Genomic DNA, 13000 nt, shown 5'->3' with positions numbered 1-13000 from the left:
GAGCTTATAAAAGGAACGCAAGGAGAGGGGAATCCGGTATGCAGGAGCGGTTTTGGCAAGCTATCGTTGCGAATGATGCAGCGTATGATGGGACATTTTATTATGCGGTGGCGACGACAGGTATTTTCTGCCGGCCATCCTGTAAATCAAGGCTTCCGAAGCGGGAGCATGTGCGTATTTTTCGTGGTCGACAAGCGGCAATGGCAGCAAGTTACCGTCCTTGTAAAAGGTGTCGGCCTGACGGCATCAGACTCCCCGACGAGGCATGGGTTGCGGAAATAAAGGCGCATATCGAAGAGCACTTCGCAGAACCGCTGTCATTAGCGACGCTTTCGGAGCATTTTTATGCGAGTTCCTATCATCTGCAAAGGACGTTCAAACGTATAGCAGGTGTGACACCGCTTATGTATATAGGGCAGATCCGATTGGAAGCTGCTAAAAAGCTTTTAATCACCACAGACTTGGCTGTGCAGGTGATCGGGTCGCAGGTGGGAATAGCAAATGCGGCGCATTTTGCGACGTTGTTTCAGAAGAAAACAGGGCTTACGCCGACGGAGTTCCGGCAACAGCCCGTTCATTAACGATAACCGAGTTGGGAGGTTGGATGCAACATGGTGAGAGAAGTGACGGAAAGTGCGGTAAACCAAACGGTATACTGGGGTCCGATAAGGTTGCAAGATCGTAATTTTGTCATGGCGGTAACCGATACGGGGTTGGGTTACTTGCAGTTTCAGAAAGGTGACGCGAGAGATGGCGTTGATGTTGAAGCATGGCAATCATTCACCCAATGGGCCAGAAAGATTGGACAACCGAGTGGATGGATTCAGCAAGAGGATAGGTTAAAGCCATATATGCAACAGTTGGATGAGTATTTGCGTGGGGAACGAACAATTTTTGAACTACCATTGGATTTACGCGGGACGGCGTTTCAGCAGTCGGTCTGGAGAGCGTTGCATGAGATTGAACATGGTGAAACGGTAAGTTATTCACAGGTAGCCCAGACGTTAGATAAATCCAGTGCTGTGAGAGCCGTCGGCACCGCCATCGGTGCAAACCCTGTGCTTATTGTTGTACCATGCCATCGCGTGGTAGGGAAGAATGGTGCGCTGACGGGTTACCGTGGCGGGCTTGAGAATAAGGAGAAGCTGTTGCTACTGGAGCGGGCAGGGAAATTCACGCCCATTTGTGCTCCCATGCATAAAATCCTAAATATGGATAAAAATACGGAGAAGGAAATGAATGGGATAAGAAACTAGCATCACCATGAGTGTTTTTACGGGGGCGAATTGCGTGACCATTTGGAGTTGGAAGAAGCTACGGACCAAACATAAGTCCCCAAGTCAACAGCCTCGGATGATACCGTTGAAGAATTCACCTGCCCATCAGGTTATGGAAGCGAATAAAGAGGCAAGTGTCGGCACGCAACTCGAAGCGACGATTACATTCGTTCAGAAGTTACTCGGTGATAATGATGATTTCATCATACGCCGGTTTTGCATATTTGATGATCTACCAGCTGTCACGATGTTTTTTCCTGATCTGATTGATAAACAGTATTTGAACGATCACATTTTAAGGCCTTTGATGTTAACGACCGCACAAGATTATGCAAAAGCAGTAAACCGTTCTATGACAGAGTTTCTTCTGAACGATACGCTTTATGCGTGTGAAGGCAGAACGGAAACAGGGCTGAATGAAATTATCCAAGCCATCGTAGAAGGGAAAACCGTCCTTTTAGTTGATGGCGTGACGGATGCGTTTATTTTCAGTACACGCCATGTGGACAAGCGATCGATTACGCAACCAGAGACTGAACAGGTGATCCGTGGCGCGAGGGAAGGTTTTATTGAAATATTGGGTACGAATTTGGCCCTGCTTCGCTACCGTCTCCCGACGCCGGATTTACGGATAAAAACGATGCGAATCGGGCGTATCACCAAATCCAAAGTGGCTATTTGCTTCATCGATGGCATTGTAAATCCTGCACTCGTGGAAGAGGTGTTCAGGCGTTTATCGTTAATTGATACGGATGGCATTTTGGATGCGGGGTATCTGGAACAATTTATTGAAGATAACCATGTATCCCCATTTCCGCAAATTCAAAATACGGAACGGCCCGATAAAGCGGTCGCCAATCTCTTGGAGGGTAGAGTCATCCTGCTTGTGGATGGATCGCCGTTTGCCCTCATTTTGCCTACCGTATTTAGTCAATTTTATCAAACGGTAGAAGACTACTCAGAACGATATCTCCTCGTCAGTTTCATACGGCTGTCACGCTTGGTAGCCTTGATATTCTCACTGATTTTCCCATCGTTATATGTGGCTTTAATTTCGTTCAATCCAGAGCTGATTCCGACGGAGTTTGCTGTAGCGGTAGCGGGGGGAAGGGCGGGAGTGCCGTTCCCTTCTGTCATTGAAGTATTGATCATGGAGATATCCATGGAAGTATTAAGGGAAGCCACACTTCGGCTGCCGCAGCAGGTTGGCGGAGCACTCTCCATTGTTGGTGTACTTGTGGTTGGGCAGGCAGCGGTTGCGGCAGGATTTATTTCCCCAATCACGGTTGTTATTATCGCTTTAACGACGATCGGCTCCTTTGCCACACCGGCTTACAATGCAGCCTTGGCCCTGAGATTGCTGCGCTTTCCACTTGTCATTTTATCAGGCATATTCGGCTTATATGGGGTAATGATAGGGTTAATTCTGATTGTCAACCATATGCTCTCGTTGAGATCGTTTGGGGTTCCTTACTTGAGCCCGCTAGTCCCAGGTAATTTTCAGGGGATGAAAGATATTCTAGCCCGGCTGCCACTGTGGAGCATGCCTAAGAGGCCGGCACTTTTATACCCACCGAATGACACACGTGTTGGGAAAATAACGCAAGAAATGAGTGAAGAAGCGCCGAACAATACTTTAAACGCTAAGAAGTCAGACATACAGGGAGGAACGTAACCGATGGAGCATCCTCGCCAGATCACAGTTATTCAAGCGGCGATCATACTGATTAGCACAATTATTGGGGTGGGTGTATTAGCCCTCTCATTATTTGCTGTCAGAGCTGCTGATTCCGGGGCACCGCTTGTAACAATGCTAGGTTTTTTGCTTGGTTTATTCGGACTTTGGCTTTTAACCAAGCTCGGTATGCGTTTTCCTAAGCAATCTATTATTGAGTATAGTGAAGATTTGATAGGTAAATGGGCCGCGCGCGGATGCAGCGTTCTGATCATCGTATTTTTTTGCTTGATTACGGGACTGGCCTCACGTGAATTTGGGGAGGTTGTTGTTACTTCCGTCTTAACCAAAACGCCGCTAGAGGTGACGGTGATCGTCATGCTGCTGTTAGCGGCAGTCTCCTCTCGTGCAGACATAACGATCTTTACCTATTTTCACCAATTTTATTTCCCAATTATCGTATTTCCGGGACTCTTAATTGTCGTGCTTTCTCTAAAAAATGCTCAATTAATCAACCTTCTTCCCGTGTGGGGAAATGAACCGACCGGTATGTCAGGGGGGATTCTCACGATGGCAGCCTTATTTCAAGGCTCCTTTGTCATGACGATCGTTATACCTGCGATGCGGAGGCCAGAGAAAGCCATGGTTGCCGGTTATGTTGGTATGATAACATCCGGAGCGCTATATGTTCTTATCGTGATTGCGACAGTAGGCGTATTTGGAGCAGAGGAAATTAAAAAATTAGTATGGCCAACGCTGGAATTAGCCAAGACGACTTCACTGCCTGCTAACGTCCTGGAGCGTTTAGATGGTGCATTTCTTGCGGTATGGGTTACTGCGGTGTTTACGACACTGTTGTCTAGCTATTATTTAGCCATTTATTTTTCAAGCCAGCTGCTGCGCCTACGAGATCATAAAATGTTCGCCTTCTTTCTTGTTCCATTCATCTATGTTCTCGCCATGCTCTCGCAAAATCTGATGCAGATGTATGAGATCATTCAAATTGTTGGCCGATTTGGACTCGTATTCACAGTTGCGTATCCCTTTGTCTTATTGGTGGTGGCTATGATTCGTAAGAAAAAAAGCCGGGGTGATCAACTTGTGGCAAAATCTGATTAAACAGATTCTTGTTGTCGTGTTGGTTGCCCCTTTGCTTACGGGTTGCTGGGATCGCCTAGAAATCGAAGATCGAGCCGTCATCCTGGCTATTGGGATTGATAAGGCGAAGCCCGGTGATGAGAAAGAAAACAGCAATGCTACGCATATACTCAAACAGGATGCACAGACCAATAAGGGCCTCATTCGTATCACTGTCCAGATTGCTATTCCCGGCCGTATTCCGTTAGGCACAGGGGGAGGTGGAGCTGAAAGCGCTGCAGGAGCGAAACCGGTCTGGGTGCTGAGCAGCGTTGGCTATACCCTTGAGGATGCTTTAATGAATCTTCAACAGCAGCTCGCAGACCGGTTGTTTTTCGGCCATTTGCGGGTCATTGTGCTTTCAGAAGCCGTAGCCAAAAATGGTATCGAGAATGAGAATGACTTTTTTAGGCGTCAACCTCAAGTCAGAAGAACCGTTTGGATGGTCGTATCCAAAGGAAATGCAGCTGATATCATGAAAGCTACGCCGCAATTGGAGCGTGTTCCTACGTTATATTTGCTCGCTACCTTGGAACATGCCAGAGAAATGGGCAAGCTGCCCAACATTTTCTTAGGCGTCTTTTTCAGTGCCAGTTCTGCCAAAGGGCAGGAAGGGGTTCTTCCCTATTTGGATTTAAAGAAGGAATCGAATATTGAAATTGCGGGTATGGCCTATTTTAAAAACGATAAAATGGTCGGTACTTCAACCGCTTTGCAAATCGGCCATTATATGGCGATGAAAGAAATTAATCCAGGTGGGTATAGTGTTCTTCAGGAAATTCCAGGTGAGAAAACGACGGCTATGTTCAAAACCACGCACCGGAAGTCGAGAATAAGGACAATCATCCGAAATGGGAACGTACATACGATCATAAAATGCCAAGTTGAAGGGGATTTAACGGAGAAATCCAATGAAAAGGCGCTCATCACAAGGGAAAGTTTGAAGATGTTAGAGGAGAAAATTCAAAAGGACGCTGATATCGGATTTGAGAAGTTTATCCAACAGACGCAGAAGGATGGGAGTGATATTTTCGGGTTCGGGGAATACGTACGTGCGACCCAACCAGCCTATTGGAACAAGGAAATTAAAACCAAAGAAGCATGGGAAGAAAAATATAAAGAGATGTCCGTGGAAGTCTCGATGCGTGTTAAAATTAGACGGATTGGGACGAAAACCGAGTAGGGAAGGATTCGGCCAATGATTACCTTTAACAATTACACCGTTTTGCTATTGTTGATCTCTGGGTTGCTCCTCTTAGTTTTCGATGTAAAAATGTATGCGAAGGCCAACATGCCAAAAGAGAAAAAAGGAGCTTTACTTGCAGGATGGGTCAATATTTCCTTAGGTCTCCTTTCGTATTTCGGCTACATGGTGTATGAAAAATGGTTCTGGAAATAAAACGGAGGTGAAGCCATGACCCATGTGCAGAGGAAGCAATCGAAGTCCCTGCTGACCAAAGCGAGCGGCTTCCTGGAAGGGTACTCACATACGTTGAATCCGTACACGGGCTGCGCCTTCGCCTGCTCCTATTGCTATGTCAGGCAGATGCCTGTGGCGTTGTTCCGCAGCGAAGCTTGGGGCAGCTGGGTTGACGTAAAGGAGAACGCTCCCGCGCTCCTCGCCAAAGAGCTGGCGAGGGCCAAGAGCAAAGGGCCTGTAACGATCTTCTTCTCCTCGGCGACGGACCCGTATCAGCCGATCGAATACAAGGAGCGGCTCACCCGCGCGCTCCTCGAAGTGATGTCCGTGGCGCAACCGGACTTCTTGTTCGTGCAAACCCGCAGCCCGCTCGTGACGCGGGATGCGGACCTGTTGCAGCTGCTCGGTGACCGCGTCCGAGTCAGCATGACGGTGGAGACGGACCGCGAGGATATCCGCCGCGCGTTCACCCCGTCCGCGCCACCGATTGCGGCGCGACTAGAGGCACTCCGCGAGCTCGCCGCGCGCGGGATCCCGGTGCAGGCCACGATAGCGCCAGCGCTCCCTAGCTCGGACGGCTTCGCCGAGCGGCTGGCGGGCATCGTGGATCGGGTGTGCATCGACGATTACTTCATGGGCGATGGCAGTGGGGGAGGGCGCACGGGGCGCATCGGCGTGCGTGCGATCTATGACGCGCTGGGGCTGACCGACTGGTACAGTCGGGATGCGTATAAGCGTGTGCACGAAAGGCTCCTGCGGTATTTTCCGCAGGAGCGTGTTTTCATCAGTCAGGCGGGATTCCTTCCCTGAGACTGAGGCCTATCTATTCACTCGGCTTCTTGCGCGATGGGCTGCTCATCCTGAAGCTCCGTCTGGTCACGCAATCGCTGTTTGAATTCCTTTGGTGAGCACTGATTGTAACGCTTGAACAGCTTGTAGAACTGAGCCATGTTCTGAATACCGGCTTCATAACTAATTTCCATAATGCTGAGATCCCCTGTGAGCAGGAGGCGCTCGGCTTTTTTGATCCGTTTATAATTCACATAATCAATAAAGGATAGTCCCATCACTTTTTTAAAATACTTAATAAAGTAATGATAGCTCAGATTCAAAATACGGCACACATCTTCAACCGTAATTCGTTCGGTCAAATGCTCGTCGATATAATCCAGAGCGGGCCGCAGGCGAGAGATACCAGAGTCCTCGGTTAGCCCAGCAAGAACACGTGTATCATTACGAAGCAGTAGCAACAGGAGGTGCTTAATAGCAGCAACAATCGCTAGTTCGTAGCCGATTTGGCGAGATTGTGATTCCTCATAAATTTGCCGGATGAGCTGGTAAGCGCCTGTTCGTACCGTATCATTTGAACGTAAAAGCGCATTAAACGGTTCAAGCGAGTGCGTCAGCTCTGAAAATAAATGCAAGTAAGCGAGCGAGCTCAGGTCAAAATGCTGCGTAAGATCAATTTGAAAAACGATCTGATGCAAGGGCTCTTCGGCGTATTTATGCGTGCGATGCGGCTGTGAGGAGCCGAGTAACATCACATCTCCTGCCTCCAGTATCGTATAGGCATCCTTGGTTTGGATGGCGAGCTGCCCCTGGGTAACGACCAGAAATTCCACCTGCTTGTGCCAATGCCAAGTCCAGGGGTCCGGTAACTCACAATGGGGGATGTCATGTTTAATTTCCCATATTTTTAAGAAAAGAAGCGGGTTCTGGTACACAACCTTTTCGTTTCTAATTTCTTCGGTTAGGTTCAGGTTCGTTGGGCTAAGAGCAGGGTTCATAGGCATGGAATACCTCACTAAGGCTGGACATTTTTGAATAATCGAATTGTAAATGATACTAAGATTTAGTCCCAATAAGTATAACACTGCCGGGTAGCAGATGACACTATTGAATAAGAACTTGGCACAATTCTGCCTTTCCTTGAGGCCAGGGAAAACCTATACTCAGAAGTAAGAATGAATACGTTATCTTGGAGGCATAAAATAATGAGCAAACCATTAAATGTAACGGTCTGGAACGAATTCCGTCATGAAAAAGAAAATGAAAAAGTTCGCGCAGCCTACCCGCAAGGTATCCACACAGCCATTGGTGAGGGACTAAGCGGTTCCGTCCAAGTTACCTATGCAACACTAGATGATCCTGAGCATGGTTTGTCGGAAGAAGTCTTAAATAATACGGACGTCTTGATCTGGTGGGGGCACAAAGCACACGGTGAAGTACAAGACGAAATCGTAGCTCGTGTTCAAAAGCGAGTATGGGCAGGCATGGGTCTTATCGTGCTGCACTCCGGTCACTTCTCCAAAGTGTTCAAAACGTTAATGGGCACTTCATGTGATCTTAAATGGCGCGAAGCGGACGAGAAAGAACGCCTTTGGGTCGTTGCTCCAGGCCATCCTATCGTGGAAGGTATTGGCGAGTACATTGATCTTGAAGCTGAGGAAATGTATGGTGAGCATTTTGATATCCCACAACCGGATGAGCTTATCATGGTTTCGTGGTTCGAAGGCGGCGAAGTTTTCCGCAGCGGATGCACGTTCCACCGTGGAAACGGGAAGATTTTCTACTTCCGTCCAGGACATGAAACGTACCGTACGTACTACAACGAGCAAATTCGCCGCGTGATCTCCAATGCGGTTCAGTGGGCAGCGCCAACTACGCGCGAGTATCCGAAATACGGTAACCACAAGCCTTTGGAAGTCATTAAAGCAAAGGTTCAAGCTTAATATAGCTGAAAGAGCATGCTTCCCAACTTTGGGGGCATGCTTTTGTTTTATTAAATCCTGCCTATCTATTAGGATTGAGGCTGTCCGCTTCATTGCATATAATGAAGGTACAACCCTTCGGGGAGATCGTTAAGGGAGGCCACGATGAACGAGACCGTATTTGACGAACCATTATTTGCAAGCTTGAAGCCGGGCTTAACCTCGTTCTGTTACCGAATGCTAGGTTCCATGGACGATGCGGACGATGCCGTTCAGGAGACGAGTATTCGGGTATGGCAGAGCTGGAGCACGTTCAGACAGGATTCCTCGTTCAAAACTTGGGTCTATCGGATTGCCTCCAACCTGTGTTTGGACAAGTTGAGACAGTCCAAACGCCGCGCACTACCTGTTGACCTGTTCGATTCGGCCGTCGCCATCGTAGAGCCGCGCGACACGCTGCCGGACTCTGCTTGGATCTGGCCGTCTCCCGACTTTGGAGGCAATCCGGAGGAGCGACTCGTCCGCAGAGAAACCCTTCAACTGTGCTTCATCGCTCTCTTGCAGATCTTGCCTCCGCGGCAGCGCGCGGTACTCATTTTGAAGGATGTATTTGAATGGTCCTCCAAGCAGATTGCAGAGACATTGGCGATGTCGCCGGCAGCGGCGAATAGCGCCTTGCAAAGAGCCCGAGAGACGATGGACCGGGCGCAGCTTCGCTCGGATGAGCTCAGCAGCATGGACGTTCAACCTGACCAGGAGCTGCTGTCCCGGTATGTGGAGGCCTTCGAGCAATTTGATATTGCTGCGCTCGTCGCGTTGTTCCACGAGGAAGGTTGCATGTCGATGCCACCATTCGAGATGTGGATCCGCGGCAAGGAAGATTTGTCAGCCTTCTATTCGCTTACTCGCTGGCATTGCGAAGGTTCGCGATTTGTGCCTACTACGGTGAATGGCGGTTATCCGGCGTTGGCCCAGTATATACCGGACAAAGAGGGCTCTGGCCTGGTACCTTGGGGCATCCACGTCATTGAAACCAAAGAAAATCAAATCCTGCACGTTCAAAACTTCATTCATACGCCATTATTTTCGAGATTTGGGCTGCCCGAGCGAATTGACCGATGAATTTCATCATTGGCTTACGTCTATATTATTGAGAATAACCAAACTACGAATATCAAGAAAGAGGTGTATTTTTAAAATGGAAACGAATCAACCAACGAAAGTAACCGTGCAAGCCATCATTGGGGCCCCTGTCGAGAAGGTATGGAACTATTGGACCGAGCCGGGTCACATCACGAAGTGGAATCAAGCATCCGAGGACTGGCATGCGCCTAGAGCCGAAAACGATCTGCGGGTCGGCGGCAAGTTTCTGACACGGATGGAAGCGAAGGATGGCAGCATGGGCTTTGATTTTGGCGGCGTCTACGATGTCGTGAATCACCATGAGGCGATCGGCTACACCATGGAAGACGGAAGAAGAGTGGATATTGCTTTCGTCGATCAAGGGAATGAGACGAAAGTTATTGAAACGTTCGACGCGGAAAGCACCAATCCCGTCGAGTTCCAGCAAGCAGGCTGGCAAGGGATTATGGACAATTTCAAAACCTATACCGAACAAAACTAATCATCGGGAAGAAGACGCTGGGGAAGATGCCCGGCGTCTTTCTTTTTGAAACCTAGTACGAGCGTGCACTCCGTTAGCCTTAACCTTGTGCCGCATCCATGTTCATGTAGTTAATGGCCCACAGATGGCCGTCCAAATCCACGAAGCCCCAATGATACATGGACCCATGATCTTCAGGTTCAGCGTGCAATTTCCCGCCCAAGGAGACCGCTTTATTCACGATTTCATCGACCTTTTCCCGGCTCTCGAAGGCCAATGCAATCGTCATCTGCGCATACTTGCTCGTATCGACGAGTTCCCTCTCCGTGAGCGTAGTAAAGAATGCTTGATTGATCAGCATGACCTGCAGGTTGTCACCGATCACGATGGCTACCGAATTCTCATTATCGGGGAAATGCGGGTTGAGCTGAAATCCGAGTCCGGTGAAGAACGCTTTCGATTGTTCTACGTTTTTTACAGGCAGGTTGAAGCTCGTGAATACGGACGTTAATGCCATTTTCAAAACACCTCTTCGTTAAATTAGTTTATGTTCATTTATGCCTTCATTTATATAGACGACAGCCGATCCGGGAATTCATCGATTACGGTAGACAATTATAAATCCAACTAGAAACTAGAATTATTGTAAAAGTTATTTCGTCTAAGTTTATGAGGTGAAGAGAAATTGGTTAGGTTATCGTGTGATTGCTGATGGAACTGGACCAAGATTATTGAGATGAGCTTTCAATAAATGGAAGGTTAAAAGGATCTTACTGCGCGTCTCCCACGAGAAGTAGGAGCTAAGCGAGAAAGTCCGCCTAGCTCCTCAGTTTTTATGAAAGGTGTTCTTTTCTGTTCCTGACGTGTGCCCAAATTGCTGGCGGTACCCCTATTAATGCTTATCATTGTTTGTTAAATTGTTAATTGCGTTAGCTGTTGCATCAACAGCATTCATTGCAGCATTTTCAGTTGCTTCTAACCCTTCATGAACAGAATGAAATACAGCTCCTGCAGTATCCTTAATGTTCTCTGAGACATTTTTGGAGTTTCGTTTGTTGTTTTGATTAGACATTTTTTTCACCTCCTAAATGTCTTTAAGTTGTGTAAAATAAAATATGTTATTCAGATGAATAAGACGAAATTGAGCTGCTACTACTTACTTAATAATAGTTGTCACTTGCTTTTACAAAAATAGTGGTCTATAATTCATTACACGGTCGTTGAACGAAATGACGAAAGCGAGATTTGTAGCTTATGAAAAGAATTCCGAAAACAAGCCGAGATCATCAAGCGGCTGAACGCAGAGAGCAAATTCTACTTGGCGCTAAGCAATTGTTTGCCCAGCATGGGTATCACGGGACGTCGATTCGCGCTATGAATAAGCATATCGGGATTACCGATGGCTTGTTGTATCACTATTTTCCTGGGGGGAAACAGGAGATACTGGACACAATTTTCCGTGAGGCTCAACACACGCGTATGGAGCTCATGGATCAGTTGATTAAAGGGATTCATCCCGGTCAGCCGTTAGAAGAAGCGCTGTATCTGTTCATCTCTAGATTGGTGGAAACGATGATCGGAGATCCGGATTTTATGAAGATTATGCTGCGCGATTCGGATAATATTGTATCTGAGGATAAGAATTTTATGTCTCAGCTGATTATGCAGCGCCATTTGGCATTAACAGATGCGCTAGCGAAACGAGCGGAAGCCGGCGAAATTCGGGAAATGGACTTCAGAGCTGCGGCTAAGCAAGTGATTTCCGTAGGTATGATGGCTGTTCTAGGACAATTCACAGCCGTGAATGTGTTGGAGACAGATATCGATAGTTATTTAAGAAGAATGGTCGCTTTCACCGTATCACTTTGGAGAAAGTGATTTCTTTTTTAGTAATTTCGTTCACACAACGTTGAATGAAATAAAGAATTGCATTAGTTTTACGAAATACAATCTAAGGAGGCATTACAATGAATCATTTTTTTAAGCAAAAACACCCGTATATCGCCATTATTGCCGTGTTCCTCGTCATTCTTCTGTTGGGTATTGCTCAACTCGGTTCAACTGTGAACCCAGTGCCTAAGAATTTACCTGTAGTTCTCGTTCAAATGGACGCGGGTGAGAAGCTTCCTACAGGCCAAGAAATGAATTTTGGTAAACTGATTCAGGAGAAAATAACCGCTGCTCCAGCTCAAGCTGACACCGTGTCTCCACTTAAATGGACAACGTTGGCCAGTGAGCAAGAGGCGATCGATGCGATGGACCGCGAGCAAGCCTATGCGGCGATTGTCATTCCAGCTGATTTCAGTAAGAAACTAGCTAGCTTATTATCCCCACAACCGCAGGCATCATCCCTAACTGTTTATGTGAATCAGGGGATGAATAACACCGCGGCTACGATGGCGAACGGAGTTTTGAGCCAGATTCTTAATGGCGTTAACGGTCAAGTGAGGGAGCAGCTGTTAACGCAAGTCAGCCAAAGAGGTGGCACGCTTACGGTTGACCAAACCAAAGCACTCGCATCACCAATCGTTATTACGAGTAAGAATGTGAATGCTGTAGGCACGAGTAGTGCGAATGGTAATGCACCTGTTGTGTTGACTCAACTGGCTTGGTTTGGAGCCATGGTAACAACGTTACTCTTGTTTATGGCAGCTGGAAAAGCAACACAAACGGGCTCACGCTCGCATCGCTTTGGGATTCAAGCTTCCCAATTGCTTAGTGGTGTCGTCATCACCGCGGCTTCTGCTGCCAGTATTCTACTTGTTGCGGGGAAATGGCTGGGCTTATCCATTCCAAATTATTGGGAGATTGGTTTATTCCTTACTTTTGTCGGTTTCGCCTTCTTCTTGTTGCAAACAGCTGTCGTCAGCTGGCTTGGTTTAAAAGGAGTGCCGTTATTCGTGCTCGTGTTCTTCTTCGGCGCCCCGGTGCTTTCTGTACCGGCTGAGCTATTGCCATCATTTAGTCAGGATTGGTTGTACTCTTGGCTGCCGCTTCGCTTCGCTGCGGAAGGACTTCGTGATTTGTTCTACTTCCGTCAAAACTTGAATTTGAGCAGTCCAATGTGGACATTAGTCACTATTAGTGTCGCAGCCGTTGTGGTTATTTTCTTATCTCTGTTGAAAAAGCACGAGCAACCTGCAGCTAAGGTTGAGGCTTCACCTTCTATGTAATACA

General features: G+C 47.6%; 15 protein-coding genes. 12 read left to right on the top strand and 3 right to left on the bottom strand.

The genetic code is table 11. The annotated features are described in order from the left end of the window. Window positions 1–38: 38 nt before the first annotated feature. The 7 genes from AC58QT_RS25290 to AC58QT_RS25260 all read left to right on the top strand — a co-directional run bounded on the left by AC58QT_RS25290 (window position 39) and on the right by AC58QT_RS25260 (window position 6319). On the top strand, window positions 39–581 hold the full coding sequence (locus tag AC58QT_RS25290; protein WP_497411414.1) for a bifunctional transcriptional activator/DNA repair enzyme AdaA: 543 nt from the start codon (window positions 39–41) through the stop codon (window positions 579–581). Window positions 582–611: 30 nt separating this feature from the next. Next, window positions 612–1256: a methylated-DNA--[protein]-cysteine S-methyltransferase gene (locus tag AC58QT_RS25285; protein WP_497411413.1), complete on the top strand. Its 645-nt coding sequence runs from the start codon at window positions 612–614 to the stop codon at window positions 1254–1256. Between the two features lie 97 nt (window positions 1257–1353). Further along, complete coding sequence (locus AC58QT_RS25280; RefSeq protein ID WP_497411480.1) at window positions 1354–2952, top strand: spore germination protein; 1599 nt, start codon at window positions 1354–1356, stop codon at window positions 2950–2952. A 3-nt stretch (window positions 2953–2955) separates the two neighbouring features. Next, entirely contained in the window at window positions 2956–4071 is a 1116-nt protein-coding gene (locus AC58QT_RS25275) for a GerAB/ArcD/ProY family transporter (RefSeq protein ID WP_497411412.1), read from the top strand. Then, window positions 4052–5272 (top strand): Ger(x)C family spore germination protein, encoded by a 1221-nt coding sequence (locus AC58QT_RS25270; RefSeq protein ID WP_497411411.1) that lies wholly within the window; start codon window positions 4052–4054, stop codon window positions 5270–5272. Before AC58QT_RS25275 ends, AC58QT_RS25270 begins: the two co-directional genes overlap by 20 nt. A 15-nt stretch (window positions 5273–5287) precedes the next feature. Beyond that, window positions 5288–5488 (top strand): CLC_0170 family protein, encoded by a 201-nt coding sequence (locus tag AC58QT_RS25265; RefSeq protein WP_497411410.1) that lies wholly within the window; start codon window positions 5288–5290, stop codon window positions 5486–5488. 15 nt (window positions 5489–5503) lie between these two features. Continuing rightward, window positions 5504–6319 carry an SPL family radical SAM protein gene (locus AC58QT_RS25260; RefSeq protein ID WP_497411409.1) on the top strand — a complete coding sequence of 272 codons (816 nt, stop codon included), beginning with the start codon at window positions 5504–5506 and terminating at the stop codon, window positions 6317–6319. A 17-nt stretch (window positions 6320–6336) separates the two neighbouring features. On the opposite strand, the gene AC58QT_RS25255 is transcribed toward AC58QT_RS25260, so the two are convergent. Continuing rightward, window positions 6337–7296, bottom strand: coding sequence for a helix-turn-helix domain-containing protein (locus AC58QT_RS25255; protein ID WP_497411479.1), 960 nt, complete (start codon window positions 7294–7296; stop codon window positions 6337–6339). Window positions 7297–7503: 207 nt separating this feature from the next. Here AC58QT_RS25255 and AC58QT_RS25250 point away from each other — a divergent pair, with 207 nt between their 5' ends. The 3 genes from AC58QT_RS25250 (at window position 7504) to AC58QT_RS25240 (ending at window position 9844) form a co-directional block, all read left to right on the top strand. Next, window positions 7504–8241 carry a ThuA domain-containing protein gene (locus tag AC58QT_RS25250; protein WP_497411408.1) on the top strand — a complete coding sequence of 246 codons (738 nt, stop codon included), beginning with the start codon at window positions 7504–7506 and terminating at the stop codon, window positions 8239–8241. Between the two features lie 144 nt (window positions 8242–8385). After that, complete coding sequence (locus tag AC58QT_RS25245) at window positions 8386–9342, top strand: sigma-70 family RNA polymerase sigma factor (protein ID WP_497411407.1); 957 nt, start codon at window positions 8386–8388, stop codon at window positions 9340–9342. A 76-nt stretch (window positions 9343–9418) separates the two neighbouring features. Continuing rightward, entirely contained in the window at window positions 9419–9844 is a 426-nt protein-coding gene (locus tag AC58QT_RS25240; RefSeq protein WP_497411406.1) for an SRPBCC family protein, read from the top strand. A 79-nt stretch (window positions 9845–9923) separates the two neighbouring features. Here the strand turns inward: AC58QT_RS25240 and AC58QT_RS25235 are convergent, their stop codons facing one another. Together AC58QT_RS25235 and AC58QT_RS25230 are read right to left on the bottom strand one after the other, a co-directional pair. Further along, entirely contained in the window at window positions 9924–10340 is a 417-nt protein-coding gene (locus AC58QT_RS25235) for a VOC family protein (protein WP_497411405.1), read from the bottom strand. Between the two features lie 375 nt (window positions 10341–10715). Then, complete coding sequence (locus AC58QT_RS25230) at window positions 10716–10895, bottom strand: hypothetical protein (protein WP_497411404.1); 180 nt, start codon at window positions 10893–10895, stop codon at window positions 10716–10718. Between the two features lie 182 nt (window positions 10896–11077). On the opposite strand from AC58QT_RS25230, the gene AC58QT_RS25225 reads away from it, so the two are divergent. Both AC58QT_RS25225 and AC58QT_RS25220 read left to right on the top strand, forming a co-directional pair. After that, a complete protein-coding gene (locus AC58QT_RS25225) occupies window positions 11078–11701 on the top strand; it encodes a TetR/AcrR family transcriptional regulator (RefSeq protein ID WP_497411403.1) in 624 nt (207 codons plus the stop codon). 89 nt (window positions 11702–11790) lie between these two features. Further along, entirely contained in the window at window positions 11791–12996 is a 1206-nt protein-coding gene (locus AC58QT_RS25220; protein WP_497411402.1) for a YhgE/Pip domain-containing protein, read from the top strand. Window positions 12997–13000: the final 4 nt, after the last annotated feature.

Source organism: Paenibacillus sp. J31R109 (assembly GCF_059692055.1).
The sequence above is the reverse complement of the archived record's forward strand: the minus strand, read 5'-3'. Positions and strand labels throughout refer to the sequence as shown.

What these genes read in the sequence shown, in the direction of transcription:
- AC58QT_RS25240 (WP_497411406.1), top strand. Translation starts at nt 9,419, where the DNA reads ATGGAAACGAATCAACCAACGAAAGTAACCGTGCAAGCCATCATTGGG.
- AC58QT_RS25290 (WP_497411414.1), top strand. Translation starts at nt 39, where the DNA reads ATGCAGGAGCGGTTTTGGCAAGCTATCGTTGCGAATGATGCAGCGTAT.
- AC58QT_RS25225 (WP_497411403.1), top strand. Translation starts at nt 11,078, where the DNA reads ATGAAAAGAATTCCGAAAACAAGCCGAGATCATCAAGCGGCTGAACGC.
- AC58QT_RS25255 (WP_497411479.1), bottom strand. Translation starts at nt 7,296, where the DNA reads ATGAACCCTGCTCTTAGCCCAACGAACCTGAACCTAACCGAAGAAATT.
- AC58QT_RS25245 (WP_497411407.1), top strand. Translation starts at nt 8,386, where the DNA reads ATGAACGAGACCGTATTTGACGAACCATTATTTGCAAGCTTGAAGCCG.
- AC58QT_RS25275 (WP_497411412.1), top strand. Translation starts at nt 2,956, where the DNA reads ATGGAGCATCCTCGCCAGATCACAGTTATTCAAGCGGCGATCATACTG.
- AC58QT_RS25260 (WP_497411409.1), top strand. Translation starts at nt 5,504, where the DNA reads ATGACCCATGTGCAGAGGAAGCAATCGAAGTCCCTGCTGACCAAAGCG.
- AC58QT_RS25250 (WP_497411408.1), top strand. Translation starts at nt 7,504, where the DNA reads ATGAGCAAACCATTAAATGTAACGGTCTGGAACGAATTCCGTCATGAA.
- AC58QT_RS25265 (WP_497411410.1), top strand. Translation starts at nt 5,288, where the DNA reads ATGATTACCTTTAACAATTACACCGTTTTGCTATTGTTGATCTCTGGG.
- AC58QT_RS25280 (WP_497411480.1), top strand. Translation starts at nt 1,354, where the DNA reads ATGATACCGTTGAAGAATTCACCTGCCCATCAGGTTATGGAAGCGAAT.
- AC58QT_RS25220 (WP_497411402.1), top strand. Translation starts at nt 11,791, where the DNA reads ATGAATCATTTTTTTAAGCAAAAACACCCGTATATCGCCATTATTGCC.
- AC58QT_RS25285 (WP_497411413.1), top strand. Translation starts at nt 612, where the DNA reads ATGGTGAGAGAAGTGACGGAAAGTGCGGTAAACCAAACGGTATACTGG.
- AC58QT_RS25235 (WP_497411405.1), bottom strand. Translation starts at nt 10,340, where the DNA reads ATGGCATTAACGTCCGTATTCACGAGCTTCAACCTGCCTGTAAAAAAC.
- AC58QT_RS25230 (WP_497411404.1), bottom strand. Translation starts at nt 10,895, where the DNA reads ATGTCTAATCAAAACAACAAACGAAACTCCAAAAATGTCTCAGAGAAC.